The organism is Actinoplanes lobatus, from assembly GCF_014205215.1.
Lineage (GTDB): Bacteria > Actinomycetota > Actinomycetes > Mycobacteriales > Micromonosporaceae > Actinoplanes > Actinoplanes lobatus.
Map to the genome: position 1 here is coordinate 734,574 of NZ_JACHNC010000001.1, position 13,298 is coordinate 747,871.

Genomic DNA, 13,298 nt, shown 5'->3' on the forward strand with positions numbered 1-13,298 from the left:
GCCACCCCACCGGCTGCCCGATCCAAGACGGCCTGGCCGAGCGGGCGGGCAATACCGACCTTTCACCCATTTTCGGTACGGCGTCCGCCGCCCCCGAAGAATCCACCCTGTCCCGCCGGCTCCACGCGATCGATTGCCGGGTCAAGCCCGTGCCGCGCCCGCCGGGCTGAGCTCGGTGGTCCAGCCGGCACCCAGCGCTCCCACAAACGCACCTCAACAGCCCCAGCCACAAAACAGTCACGCCGACCTGGACAGCGGCACACTCAACCTCCCCCGCAAAACGCCGCCGGTGTCGAGGCAGCTGATTTGCCGACGCCAGCGGGTTTTGCTGGCGGCGGGAAATCACCTGCCTCGACACCGGTTACAAGGCGTTTTGCCGCGGAGCGAAGCGGAGCAATCAGGCACAGCCGCGGAGCCAGTGTTACAGCACCGGGGCGTCGGTCCACAGTTGGCGGGAGCGGCCGGAGAGTGCCTCGAGTAGCCCGATGGCCTGGCTGTCGGTGAGGCCGGCCACGAAGTCGATGACGGCACGGCCGCGGGCCTGGGTGAGGCGGTTCGGGGTGCCGGCCGGGAGTTCGGCCTCGGCCAGTTCGACCAGGTCGCGCAGGCGGGGCGGCAGGCGCTGTTCCTCGTCGGGGTCGGTGAGCCAGGCGAGCAGGGCCTCCACCAGGGAGGACAGCAGCCGGCCTTGACCACGCTGGTGCAGGGCCAGGTCGGGGCGTTCGAGGACGAAGCGGTTCTGGACGAACTTGAGGATCTGCACCTCGTGCCACTGGGCGCGGGCCAGTTGGACGTGGCCGCTGCGGACGGCCGGCTGTTCGATCAGCTCGGCGGATTCGACGAGGCGGCGGGTCCAGTTGGCGGAGAAGGCGGCGACCCGGGCCTCGGCCTCCAGGGAGCCGTCGAAGGGCCGGGCCAGGAGGCCGTCGACGAGTTCGGCGCGGACCAGTTCGACGGCCCCGGCGAAGGCGTCGTCGTCGGCGATCCAGCCGTCCTTGCGGTGCAGCTGGCGGCGCAGTGACTCGATGGCGCCGCCGGCCCGGTTCAGGTCGGTCTCCTTGCCCCAGCGCTGCCAGGTCATCAGCTCAGTGGCGACCAGTCCCTGCTGGAGCACGCCGAGGCGGTGCACGTCCTCCAGGTCGTGGATGGCGTACGCGATGTCGTCGGCGGTGTCCATGACGGACGCCTCGACGGTCTGCTGCCAGTCGGCGACCCGTCCGGCGAACGGCGCCCGGGCCGCCCGCACGTCGGCGATCTCGGTGGAGTAGGCGCCGAACTTGAGGGAGCCGCCGTCCGGGTCGTCGGGCGGCGCGGCGGCACCGCGCGGCGGCGGGTCCATGAACCGCGGGTGCGGGTCCGGGTGGGTGCGCCGGGTCCACGGGTATTTGAGGATCGCCGCGCGGACCGCGTTGGTCAGGTTGAGCCCGATCGTCGCCTGGCCGCGGATCTCGGTGCTGGTCACGATCCGGTACGACTGGGCGTTGCCCTCGAATCCGTCCGGCAGCCCGAGCCGGTGCCGGGCCAGCCGGTCCAGCACCCGCTCGCCGAGATGCCCGAACGGCGGGTGCCCGAGGTCGTGGGCGAGGGCCGCCGCCTCGACCACGTCCGGGTCACAGCCGCCCAGTTTCTCGGCGAGATCCGGGGCGGCGGCCCGCAGCCGGTCGGCGATGGCCCGGCCCACCTGTGCCACCTTGAGGCTGTGGGTGAGCCGGTTGTGCACCAGCAGGCCCGCCCCGCCGGGGCTGATCACCTGGGTGACCTCGGCAAGACGGGCCAGGAAGGGCGAACTGACGATCCGGTCCCGGTCCACCCGGAAGGGATTCGACGCCAGGTCACCGGGGGCGACCAGGCGGTCACCGAAGAGGCGCTGGGCACGCGGATCATCCATGCCCGAAAACTTACCGGGAGGGTCTCAGCGGGACTGGAGGGCGTCCAGAGCGACGGCCATGGCGACCACGAGACGGCGGTCCAGGGACGGGTCGTGGATGCTGACCTGGTACGTGTCCCGCAGCCCCCACTTGCGCACCACCGAGAAGGCCGGCCGGCCCTGGATGGTGAAGTCGAAGTGGTAGGGCAGCCACGACAGCGAGTCCACGAACCGCCGCAGGATCGCCACCCACTGGTTGCGCTCCTGGCCGGTGATCTCGCCGTAGCCGGGCTGTTCGAGGACCCAGGTGGACCGGAACAGCGAGGCCGCGAAGCTCTTCCGGAACAAGCCGATGGGCTGCCCGTTCACGTCGGTGACATCGTAGGTGGCACCGAGGTCGATGACCTGGCGGGCCTTGAAACCGAGCAGTGGGGTCTGCTTGGTGTCGTCGGTGTAGAGGGTCACCTGCTCCTTGAACGCCAGCCGCTTCTGCTGGGCGAAGGCGAGGATTCCCGCCTCCTCACCGGTGGCCGGGTCGACGGAGTGGACCTCGTACTGGTTGACCATGAGACGGATGCGCTGGCGCACGATCAGGTGCTGCTGCGCTTGAAGGGTATCGAGCGTCACCGCGGCAGTGTGTCATACCCGTCACTTACTGAGTGGAGGCTGAGGGTGGCGGTGGCAGTCGCCGACCTGGGCAGGTCAGACTGGGTCACATGGCGAAGCGAAGGCGTACCCGTACCGTGATGGCTCTGGCGCTGGGCGCCGCGGCGGTGTGGGCCGCCCGTGACATTCCGGCGCAGCTCGGCGCCCGGGCGCGGGGCGCCCGGCTGGCCCGGGTCCTGGCGTCGCCGCAGTTCTCCGGTGGAAAGTTCCGCAACACCCTGCCGGCCTCCGAGGTGACCGCCGCGTCGATGCCGCGGCTGGCCGCCGAGGCGCTGACCGGCCGCGACGCGCGGCGTCCGCATCAGCCGGTCCCGGTGCTCACCCCGCCGCCCGGCGGCGACGCCCAGGGTCTGCACATCACCTGGTACGGACACTCCTCCGCACTGATCGAGATCGAGGGCCGGCGGGTGCTGCTCGACCCGGTGTGGAGCGAGCGCTGCTCCCCGTCCCGGCTGGCCGGCCCGCGCCGCCTGCACGAGCCGCCGATCGCGCTGCGGGAGCTGCCGCCGATCGACGCCGTGGTGATCTCCCACGACCACTACGACCACCTCGACATGGCCACCGTGCAGACGCTGGTGGACCTCCAGGCCGCCCGCTTCCTGGTGCCGCTCGGGGTGGGCGCGCACCTGGAGCGCTGGGGCGTCCCGCCCACCCGCATCGTGGAGCTGGACTGGGACGAGCGGGCCACGGTCGCCGGGGTGGAGTTCACCGCGACGCCGGCCCGGCACTTCTCCGGCCGTGGCCTGGGCCGCGACGAGACGCTCTGGGCGAGCTGGGTGATCGCCGGCCCGACCCGGAAGGTGTTCTACTCCGGCGACACCGGCTACTTTCCCGGCTTCGCCGCGATCGGCGCCGAGCACGGCCCGTTCGACGCGACGCTGGTGCAGGTGGGGGCGTACGGGGACGCCTGGCCGGACATCCACATGACCCCGGAGGACGGCGTCGCCACCCATGTGGACGTGGACGGCGGCCTGCTCATCCCGGTGCACTGGGCCACCTTCAACCTGGCGCTGCACGACTGGGCGGAGCCGGCCGACCGGGTCTGGAGCGAGGCCAAGGCCCGCGGCGTGCGGCTGGCCGTCCCGCGCCCGGGCGAGCGGGTGGACGTCGACAACCCGCCGCCGGTCGACGGCTGGTGGCAGCAGATCGCCTAGAAGCTGTCCGGCAGGGCGATGCCGAAGCGGTCACAGAGCAGCGGCACGTCGTGCCGGTCGGCGGCCCGGGGCGGGTAGCCGGTGTGCCAGCGGACCGCCCACTCCGGGGCCTCGCAGCGCACCGGCTGCCCGTCGATCACGCCCTGCCCGTTCAGCGCCACGGCCGGGAAGGTCACCCCGTCGACGGGCGAGCCGTAGTGCAGCCGCCCGTCCGGGAGCCGTTCGTACAGGTGCAGGTCGACGCGGAGCCGGGCGCCGTCGTGCAGGACGAAGTTCCACGGGCGGTCGCCGGGCCCGGGGAAGATGCGGTCGACGCCGCGGCCGGCCAGCGCCCGGAACAGCCACTCCAGGTGCGCCGCCGGGGCCCACAGGTCGAGGTCGGAGTGTTCCCGGGTCTGTTCGCCGAGCAGCGCGTCGACCGCCCAGCCACCGCTGAGGCAGACCTCGACCCGGTGCGCTTCGAGTGCGTCGAGGATCGCGGTGACGTCCCCGGCCGCCGCGATGTGCCGCCCCGCCATCCGTCCTCCCGCTGTCCGAGAGGCTCAGGTAATCGCAGCGGTGGCGTCCCCTGCCATAGGCCTTTCGGCCGGGACGCAGACCCGGACCGCGGACGGGACCACCTTGGCGGAGAACTTCTTCGTCCTGGTCCGGGCGCCGCCGTCGAGTTCGTACTCCAGTTTGGAGCCGAGTTCGACGTCGACCCGGCGGGCGCGGGTCATCCGGACGAACGGTGAGTGGTCGGACCGGGTGACCGCCATGGTGCCGAGCGCGCGGGCCCACTGGAGGGCGTTCTGGGCGGTGGCAACTCCGACGTCGAGCCAGCCGTCGTCCGGGGACGCGTCGTCGAAGGCCCGGATGCCGCCGGTGATGGTGCCCACGTTGCCGATCAGGACGCAGCTGGCCTCGTCGTCGAACCAGCCGGCGCCGTCCACTGTGATCTTCACGCGCGGGGCCTCGCCGTTGACGTGGCGCAGGCCGGTCCAGACGTACGACAGTTTGCCGAGCCGGTCCTTCAGCCCGCCGTCGGCGTCCTTGATCATGGCGCCGTCGAAGCCGACGCCGGCCATCACGGCGAAGTGCTCGCCGTGGATCCGGCCCAGGTCGAGCCGCCGGTGCCCGCCGGTGAAGGCGATCTCGACGGCCTTCTCCAGGTCCTCCGGGATGCCGAGGTTGCCGGCCAGCAGGTTGCCGGTGCCGGCCGGCATGATCGCGACCGGGATCCGGCCGCCGCCCTTCTCCCGGGCCAGTACGTCCAGGGTGCGCTGGACCATGCCGTCGCCGCCCCAGACGACGAGCAGGTCGGCGCCGTCCCGGATCACCTCACGGACCCGTTTCGGCGCCTTCCGGCTCTTCGGGACCTCATGCCAGATCAGCTTCTCGACGCCGCGGCCGGTGAGCAGGCGGCGCAGCTCGTCGAGCCCACCACCGAGGCTCTTCCGCTGGTGGGCGACGACGGCGATCGTGCGAGGGGTGCGCATGACGCCGCCGTACCCGGTCCGGTGGGAATCCAATCCGATCAGTTCACGGTCTCCCGCATGCGTTGTTCGGCGGCCGCGCTGCGGATCACCATGAGCCGCAGCTCCAGTTCGTCGGCGACGATCGAGGCCAGGTGCTGGAGGGCGGTGAGCTGCCGCGGGTTCGCCTCCCGGGGCACGCTGTCGATCACGTTGACGGTGCCGAGGCGGTAGCCGTCGTGGGTGCGGATCGGTGCGGCGGCGTAGAAGCGCAGGCCCAGCTCACCGCGGACCAGGGGATGCTCCAGGGTGCGCGGGTCCACGGCGGCGTTGTTGATCACGTACACGTCGTCCTGCGCGATCACCGAGGCGCACAGGCCGGGCTCCTTGCCGATCTCCCGGACGCCGGTCAGGCCCTGGCAGGCGGCCAGCCACACCCGGTCCTGCTCGACCAGGGACACGGTGGCGATCGGCGTGCCGAAGAGGGCGCCGGCCACGAAGGCGATCCGGTCGTACGCGTCCTCGACCGGCTGGTCCACCAGCCGGTAGCGGCGCACCGCCGCGAGCCGGGCCTGCTCCCGCGGGTCGACGTTGTCCAGGTACTCGTAGGCGTTCGACGACTCTGTCATGGCATCGAAGCCTATTGCCGCGCGCGGTGACCCGTCGCACACCAGGTCAGTCGGCGTCGATGGACTCGGCCAGGGCGCGGACCCGGACCCGGGTGATGGCCCGGCCGGTCACCTCGGTCACCTCGGCGGTGAACTCGGGCAGGGTCACCACCTCCCCCGGTTCGGTGGGGATGTGCCCGAGCGCGGCCAGCACCATCCCGGCGATCGTGGTGTAGTCGCCCTCCTCCGGCGGATTGCCCCGGAACCCGACGTCGGGCAGGTCGTGGATGGGGAACGAGCCGGGCATCAGCAGGGCGCCGTCCGGCTCCCGTACGGTCGAGGCGACGTCCCGGTCCGTCTCGTCGTAGATCTCCCCGACGATCTCCTCGACCAGGTCCTCGATGGTGACGATGCCGTCGATGGCGCCGCGCTCGTCGACGATCAGGGCGAGCGGCTGCCGTTCCGCCCGCAACTGCATGAGCGCGTCGGAGACCCGCAGCGTCTCCGGCAGGAACAGCGGCGGCCGGGCCACGTCGTCGACCGGGCCGTCGGCGCCGACCAGGTCCCGCAGATGCACCACGCCGATCACGTCGTCCAGCCCCGCCTTGCCGATCACCGGCGCGCGGGAGTGCCCACTGTCGATCAGGGTGCGCAGCGCCTCGGCGGCCGGCCGCCCGCTGGGCAGGGTCAGCACGTCACGGCGGGGCACCAGGATCTCCCGCATGATCCGGTCGGCGATCTCGAAGGCGCCGGTGATGATGGTCCGCTGCTCGGCGGAGATCTCCTGCTGGGCGGCGACCAGCTCACGGATCTCCTCGGCGGTGACCTCGTCACGCCGGGCGTGCGGGTCGACGCCGGCCAGGCGCACCACCCCGTCGGTGGCCCTCCCGAGCAGCCAGACGGCCGGGCGGGAGAAGTTCGACAGCTGGTCGAGCGGCCGGGCCACCACCAGCGCCCAGCTCTCGGCCCGCTGCATGGCGATCCGCTTCGGCGCCAGTTCGCCCAGCACCAGCGTGACGAAGGTGAGCACCACGGTGGTCAGGAAGGTGGCCATCGGCTCGGCCGCGGTGCCGGCGAAGCCGAGCTGGCCGGCCAGCGGCTTCGACAGGTAGAGGGCGACCACGGCGGAGGCCAGGAAGCCGGCCAGGGTGATGCCGATCTGGATGGTGACCAGGAAGCGGTTGGCGTCGCGGGTGAGCCGGGCCAGCACCCGCCCGGGGCGGGACTCCCGCTCCAGGCGCTGGACCTGGCCCTCCCGCAGCGAGATGAGGGCCATCTCGCTGCCGGTGAGCACCGCGTTGACCAGGATCAGCAGAAGCACCAGGAGGATCGGCACACCGACGCCACCCATCAAGCCACCCTCCGGGACAAAACGCACATTCGGTGAACACCGTAGCGGAGGGTGGCGGATCAGAACCGCGCGAACGACCGCAGCGGCATCCGGGGACCGAACTTCGGCGCCTGGATGCCACCCAGGGCGAGCAGGTCACAGACCCGGCCCCGGTGGCCACGGAACGGTTCGAGCAGCTCCAGCATCCGGGCGTCGGTGCCGCGCGGCTCCCCGGCCAGCGCCCAGGCCACCGTGTTGGGGATGTGGAAGTCACCGACGCTCACCGCGTCCGGGTCGCCGTAGGCGTACCGCACCGTCTCGGCGGCGGTCCACGGGCCGATCCCGGGCAGCGCGGTCATCCGGGTGGTCGCCTCGGCCGCGTCGGCGCAGCGCTCCAGCCGGTCCGCGACCCGCGCGGCCCGCAGCAGGGTCTCGGTGCGGCGCTGCTCGACGCCGAACGGATGGAACTCCCAGTAGGCGGTGGCCGCCACGGCGGCCGGATCGGGTGGCAGCAGCAGACCGGCCGGGCCCGGCGCCGGCTCACCGAAATGCCGGCAGACCGCACGGTACGACCGGTGCGCCTCCTTGCCGGTGACCTTCTGTTCGAGGACGGCACGGAGCAGTCGCGGGAAAACCTGTCCGGTGGCCGGCAGGCGTACCCCGGAAAAGGTTTTGGCCAGCCGGGCGACCAGCGGATGCCGCGCGGCGAGCGTGGGCAGATCGCCCGGATCGTCGCGGAGGCCGGCGATCGCGTCGGCCCGGTCGGCGGCCCACTCGGCGCCCGGCCCGTGACCGGTGGCGATCAGGTCCCCGGCGGCGCGGGCCAGGTGCAGCGAGGCGGGCCCGGCCGGGGTACGCATGGCGAGCCAGAGACCGTCGTCGCCGAGCCGCCCGCAGGGATCGTGCTTCGGGACCAGCAGTGGCCGCACCGAGACCGCGAAGGCGTAACGCTCGGGTGGCCGCAGGCGGCGGACGACTTCCACCGCGCCACTATGACACTTTGTCCGGGCAGACCGATGGCCCTGACCGTGCTCCGGGGTCAGGGCCATCGGTGTGGTGACCGGACGCCCGAGAATGTCCGGTCACTCTCTGCGGCGCCGAACCCGGTGGTGGCCGGGTGGCCCGCCGCGTTCTCGTCCGGCAGGGGGAAGGACGGTCGCCGGACCGAGGGGGGCCCGGACCAGGGTGGGAGACCTCGGTCCGGTTCGGTCCGGCGACAGCGGCAGCGGCGTCCGCGGTCTTTGCCGTCGGTCAGCGAACCCGGATCTTGACCGAGTCGAAGGCCGGCGTCTGGTTGGCGCGCTCCATCATCGGGATACGGTGCGAACCGTCACCGGCCCACGAGGAGCACTGGAAGGTGCCCGCCTGGGGCAGACCCGGCACCTGGATGGCGACGGTGTCCGGCTGAGCGCCACCCTGCCGGTCCTCGGTCGCGACGAAGAACGCCGGGACCGGGTCCGGGGCGGGCGCCTGGTTCTGGCTGTCCAGGATCCGGCACGCGGTGTGGAAGTGACCGCGGACCAGGCCGTTCTGGAGCACGCTGGACTCCACGTAGTAACCACCCTGGCCGGCCGCGAGGAACCGGTCACGGATCAGGTTCCGGGTGCTCACCTGGAGGGTGAACGGGGTGTTCCGGTTGACCTGCCGGGGCGCGCCCGTGATGAGCAGCGTCGGGTTGTTCGCGGCGGCGCCGACCTCACCGAACTCGGTCGAGACGCAGCGGTTGCCGCGCTGGAAGCCGTCGTGGTCCTCCAGATCGGAGGTGTCGCAGCTGTTGGTCAGGATGCCGAGGCCGGCGCCGGGCGGCGGGGTGGTGGCGGTGGGAGCGGGAGCCGGCTGGTCCCCACCCTGGTCGCCGCCGTTGTTTCCGCCCTGGTTCTGGTCGCCACCCTGGTTCTGGTCGCCACCGCCCTGGTTCTGGTCGCCGCCCTGGTCGGCGGGCGCGCTGGTGGCTCCGTCGGCGGGAGCGCTGGTGGCTCCGTCGGCGGGCGCGCTGGTGGCCGCGTCGGTGGGCGCCGCGGCGCTGGCGCTCGGTGCGGCGCCACCACCGTTGTTGTTGCCGCCGTTCTGGCCGCCGTTGTTGTTGCCACCGTTGTTGTTGCCGCGGCCGCCACCGTTGTTGTTGCCCCGGTTGCGCCGGAGGGTGGTGGCCTCGGTCTCGGAGGCGACGTTGTTCAGCACCCACTCACGGCAGCGGTTCTGCACGTCCGCGGTCGTCGCCACGTCACCGGCACCGTCGTCCGGGTGCTGCGTGACCTGGCCGTTGTTCGTGGTGTACGTGCCTCGCCGGGTCTGGGTGGAGAGCCGCGAGGACTTCGGCGCCTGCAGATCGTCACACGCCGCCAGGGCCCGGTCGGTGACCGTGTCCTCGGTGGCCGCGTTGGAGATCTGGGTGACGGTCACTACGCCGCCGAACGCCGCCACCGCCGCAGCGCCGATGACCGCGATGCGGCGCCGACCGCTGAACCAAGTCGGGGAATTGGCGCGGCGGTACTTGGACCTTCGCATGGGTGACACCTTTCTTCGTCGCCGTGGGCGATTTCGACTTACCGCGCGCGGAAGATGCGCATGGTCGTTACGACCCCGACCACCAGCGCGGCAGCGAGGACCAACAGGATTACGGTGTTGCTGAGGCCGGGGATGCTCTCCCCGTTGTTCGCCGCGACCAGCATCTGGTTGTCGATCGGGACAGGACCCTGTCCCGCGGCGGCCGGCGCGGGCGCTGTGGGCAGCGCCGCGTAGTCGACGATCCCGCTGCTCTCCAGCAGGGTCATGTGCGTCGCGACGAACTGGTTCGTCTGCTGTGCCAGCGCGCGGACCGTGTCGTTGCGCGTGGTGGCCCGGATCGTGGCGATCGCCGGGAAGATCTTGCCGTGCGCGGCGCGGAGCCGGTCGATGAAGATCTGGTCGAACTGCTCCGGCGTCGCCGCCGTGCGCATCTCGTTCAGCCAGCCCTGCTGGTCGCCGTTCGGCTGGTTGGGCAGGCTGATCCCGAGCTTCTTGGCCGCGGTGCGGTCCAGGCTGTCCAGCGCGACGTGCTGCGCCGCGATCGACTGGCCGATCTTCTTGACCGCCGCGTTGTTCGACTTCTCCACGGCCATGTTGCCGGCCGGGATCTCCCAGAGGCCGGCCAGCCGAACCTTGATCACGAAGTCGCGGTCAGCCGCGGCGAGCGTGCCGGTGCCCTTGTTGGGCAGGCCTGAGGTCTGCGGAACCGGAATCGGCTCCGCGGCGTGAGCCACCCCGGCCGGCGCCATCATGAACGCCAGGGATAGGGCCAGGGTGCCGACCAGCCATCGGGGGCTACGGCGGGTCCTCATCATGTCCTCCAATGCCTCGTGTCTGCCGGATCAGTAGCTGTAGTCGCCGCCGGCCTCGCCACTACCGGCCTCGCCGGAGGTGTCGTCGGACGGCGGAGCGACCGGCTTCGACACGGCCGGCAGGCAGGTCAGGTTCTTGGTGCCGGTGGGCGTGATGACGAACCAGGTGCCACTGACGTTCTGGCCCTTCCACTGACCGGGCTTCTTGTCGCCGATGTAGCGGTAGAGCGGCCAGCCCTTGAGGGTGAGCTGCTTGGTGCCGTCGGCCCGGGTGACCGTCCCGACCAGGGACTTGTCGACGCCCTTGAGAGTGGGCTCCCCGTCGGTGGTGTAGGCCGGCGGCCAGATCTTGGCGCAGTCGCCGTTGCAGTTCGACTTCGCCGGGTCGTCGGAGTCCTTGTCGAAGCGGTAGAGCACGAAGCCGTCCTCGTCCTGAACGGTGGTGCCCATCCGGGCCACCTTCGTCGCGTTCAGTTCGGTGGTGGCCACCTCTTCGCTGATCTCCGGGGTGTTCGCCTCGCCACCGCCGGCCGGGTCGGCCGGCGCGGTCGCCTCGGCGGTGGGGTCGCCCGCGGCGACCGGTTCACCGGTGGCGCCCGGCGAGGCCTGGACGTCATTGGAGGCCGGCTCTGCCGCGTTCCCGTAGTCGGCGGCGCCCGCGTCGAATCCGGCCGGGGCACAACCGGGCAGGGTGATCACCGCCGCCAGCGCCGCACCGACGACCATCAACTTTCGCTTCTCCGGTACCACGAGCCCTCCCGGCTGATTCATGGCTATGCCATTTCCGGGCAGTAGTACGGAGGGGGTGCGAAGACGGTTGAACATTCGGGTGGATCAAATCAATGATTTTTCGGTTGAACCTTCCGGCCCGGCCGTACGTAAAGTGATGACCCGGCACGCGAAAAAGGCCCGGCCGCATGGGCGACCGGACCTTTTCGTGGTCGTACGGTTACGGAACGCGAACCAGCGTCTCGCCGGCACCGGTCGAGGTGATCTCCTGGACCTGGACGTGCGCGATCTGGTCCCGTGGGGTGGCGGTGACCGCCTGGAGCATCAACGGGGTCGGGTTGGCGGCGGTGCCCCAGCCGTCCTCGTTGACCGTCCAGTCGGCGACCTTCTCGGCCGTGCCGTCGGTGCGCACCACGAAGAGGGCACACGTCTTCGGCCCGCTGATGTTGGCGACCGCGAAGGAGACCTGGGTGCCCCAGTCCTTCTTCAGCAGGCCGACCGCGGCGGCCACGTTGGTCCGGTTGTTGGTGCCGCTGTAGTTGTCGCCGGGCAGCTTGGTGCCACCGATGGCCACCCCGTCGGCGCTCGGCAGCTGGTCCAGCTGGCTGCCGCCGCCCTGGGCGCTCGTCTCGGTCGAGGCCGCCTGGTCCGGTGCGAGCCACCGGCCGCCCGCGAACAGCGCGCCGATGGACAGCATGGCGAAGACCACCACGGCGGCGGCCAGCGAGTAGAGCCGGCGGCTGTTGGCCCGCTGCCGCTCCACGCCGACCTCGCGCATCATGCGGTTCAGGACCGCGCCGTCGCGCTCGGCCCGCTCGGCGGCCACGAAGGCCTCCGCGTCCACGGTCGAGAGGACGTCCGCCACCTGGACGAACGACTCCAGCTCGTACGCGCACTGCGCGCAGTCGATCAGGTGGTCCTCGAACTGGGCGGCATCGCGGTCGTCGAGGATGCCGAGGGCGTACGAGGCGACGTCGTAGTGCTGCTCCTGCGTCATTCGGTCACCCCCCGCTGCTGCAACGCGGTACGCAGTGCGCGCAGCGCGTAGTACACCCGCGACTTGGCCGTGCCCAGCGGAAGGTTCAGCGCCTCGGCGGCCTCCGGCACGGTACGGCCGCGGAAGTACGTCTCGATCAGGATCTCCCGGTGCGAGTGGCTCAACTGCCGGAGCGCGTCGGACACGGTCATCGACTGCAGGACCTTGTCGGTCTCGTCGGACGTGGTCGGGAAGCTCTCCAGCTCCCGATCGTACGTCTCGGCGGGGCGCGCGTTGGCGCTGCGATGCTCGTCGATGGCGATCCGCCGGGCCACGGTGACCAGCCAGGGGCGCAGCGACTGCTGGCCCTGGGCGCCGAGCCGGTGCGCGTTGCGCCAGGCCCGGAGCAGGGTCTCCTGCACGATGTCCTCGGCGCGCTGCCGGTCACCACCGGTCAGCCGCAGCACGAACATCAGCAGCGGGCCCGCGTGCTCCTCGTAGAGCGTCCGCACGAGGGTGTCCTCGTGGCTGGGAGAACTGCTCGGAGCGGCCTCGTGCCGCGCGCCCTGCCGCGGGATCACCGTGCCCTGGTCGCGCTGGTTGCCACCGTCCAGAGCCTGCCACCTGCCACCGGAGTGTTGCCGTGCCATCACGCGCACCCTCTCCGGCGCGAGCCGCTCTTCGACCACCGCATGCATCGATACCTCCGCCCGGACCCTTCCCCGTCGCCTGAGATACGGCCGGGGAGCCCTGCCGGGATCAAAGCCGGGGCGAGATTTTCCGGGGCACTCGGTCTCAACGGTCCTCCGCTGCGTTCGTGGTCGGGACGGCGCACCAGCCGCCGATCACCCTCCGTATTGATCAACGCCGATTGGGACGCCAGGTAAGCCGGAATGATACTCAGTGACATTCGGCCCTGGACATGTCCCTGAGAATAATTCTCGGAGGCGCCGAGAGAGCGTGATCTCGCAGCGTGAACAAGCGATTCCGCTGCGTTGCCACAGGTGCGTAATGTGCGGCTAATAGGAACCCCGGTGAGCCGATCGGGTGATGCCGGAATGCCGGTCGGCCCCTTTCGGGCGACACCCGTCCGGGAGCGCTCCCAACAGCCGATCCCCCTGATCGGGCGGTGGACCGTGCCCGAATTCGCACGCCACGCGACAGCCGGTCACCGACCTCCACGGTGAGCGCCCC

13 protein-coding genes are annotated in these 13,298 nt (G+C 71.3%); 1 reads left to right on the forward strand and 12 read right to left on the reverse strand.

The genetic code is table 11. The features are described from left to right. Positions 1-421: 421 nt before the first annotated feature. Both BJ964_RS03195 and BJ964_RS03200 read right to left on the reverse strand, forming a co-directional pair. On the reverse strand, positions 422-1,888 hold the full coding sequence (locus tag BJ964_RS03195) for a deoxyguanosinetriphosphate triphosphohydrolase family protein (RefSeq protein ID WP_188119269.1): 1,467 nt from the start codon (positions 1,886-1,888) through the stop codon (positions 422-424). A 24-nt stretch (positions 1,889-1,912) separates the two neighbouring features. Continuing rightward, positions 1,913-2,434: an LURP-one-related/scramblase family protein gene (locus BJ964_RS03200; protein WP_223149819.1), complete on the reverse strand. Its 522-nt coding sequence runs from the start codon at positions 2,432-2,434 to the stop codon at positions 1,913-1,915. Between the two features lie 149 nt (positions 2,435-2,583). On the opposite strand from BJ964_RS03200, the gene BJ964_RS03205 reads away from it, so the two are divergent. Continuing rightward, complete coding sequence (locus BJ964_RS03205) at positions 2,584-3,687, forward strand: MBL fold metallo-hydrolase (RefSeq protein WP_188119271.1); 1,104 nt, start codon at positions 2,584-2,586, stop codon at positions 3,685-3,687. On the opposite strand, the gene BJ964_RS03210 is transcribed toward BJ964_RS03205, so the two are convergent. From BJ964_RS03210 to BJ964_RS03255, 10 genes are all read right to left on the reverse strand, one after another. Next, positions 3,684-4,205, reverse strand: coding sequence for a nucleotidyltransferase domain-containing protein (locus tag BJ964_RS03210; RefSeq protein ID WP_188119272.1), 522 nt, complete (start codon positions 4,203-4,205; stop codon positions 3,684-3,686). The genes BJ964_RS03205 and BJ964_RS03210 overlap by 4 nt on opposite strands. Positions 4,206-4,229: 24 nt before the next feature. After that, positions 4,230-5,165 (reverse strand): diacylglycerol/lipid kinase family protein, encoded by a 936-nt coding sequence (locus tag BJ964_RS03215; RefSeq protein ID WP_188119273.1) that lies wholly within the window; start codon positions 5,163-5,165, stop codon positions 4,230-4,232. 38 nt (positions 5,166-5,203) lie between these two features. Continuing rightward, positions 5,204-5,770 carry a GAF domain-containing protein gene (locus BJ964_RS03220; RefSeq protein WP_188119274.1) on the reverse strand — a complete coding sequence of 189 codons (567 nt, stop codon included), beginning with the start codon at positions 5,768-5,770 and terminating at the stop codon, positions 5,204-5,206. Between the two features lie 46 nt (positions 5,771-5,816). Further along, complete coding sequence (locus BJ964_RS03225; RefSeq protein ID WP_188119275.1) at positions 5,817-7,100, reverse strand: hemolysin family protein; 1,284 nt, start codon at positions 7,098-7,100, stop codon at positions 5,817-5,819. Between the two features lie 59 nt (positions 7,101-7,159). Next, positions 7,160-8,128, reverse strand: coding sequence for a DNA-3-methyladenine glycosylase family protein (locus BJ964_RS03230; RefSeq protein WP_407650786.1), 969 nt, complete (start codon positions 8,126-8,128; stop codon positions 7,160-7,162). Positions 8,129-8,330: 202 nt separating this feature from the next. Next, positions 8,331-9,587 (reverse strand): Pecanex-like protein 1, encoded by a 1,257-nt coding sequence (locus tag BJ964_RS03235; RefSeq protein ID WP_188119277.1) that lies wholly within the window; start codon positions 9,585-9,587, stop codon positions 8,331-8,333. 38 nt (positions 9,588-9,625) lie between these two features. Further along, positions 9,626-10,399 (reverse strand): DUF4142 domain-containing protein, encoded by a 774-nt coding sequence (locus tag BJ964_RS03240; protein WP_188119278.1) that lies wholly within the window; start codon positions 10,397-10,399, stop codon positions 9,626-9,628. Positions 10,400-10,429: 30 nt separating this feature from the next. Next, the gene (locus tag BJ964_RS03245; protein WP_188119279.1) at positions 10,430-11,125 is read right to left on the reverse strand and encodes a hypothetical protein; all 696 of its coding nucleotides are present in this window, start codon (positions 11,123-11,125) and stop codon (positions 10,430-10,432) included. 223 nt (positions 11,126-11,348) lie between these two features. Next, positions 11,349-12,125: a hypothetical protein gene (locus BJ964_RS03250; protein WP_188119280.1), complete on the reverse strand. Its 777-nt coding sequence runs from the start codon at positions 12,123-12,125 to the stop codon at positions 11,349-11,351. After that, entirely contained in the window at positions 12,122-12,802 is a 681-nt protein-coding gene (locus tag BJ964_RS03255) for a sigma-70 family RNA polymerase sigma factor (RefSeq protein WP_188119281.1), read from the reverse strand. Before BJ964_RS03255 ends, BJ964_RS03250 begins: the two co-directional genes overlap by 4 nt. Positions 12,803-13,298: the final 496 nt, after the last annotated feature.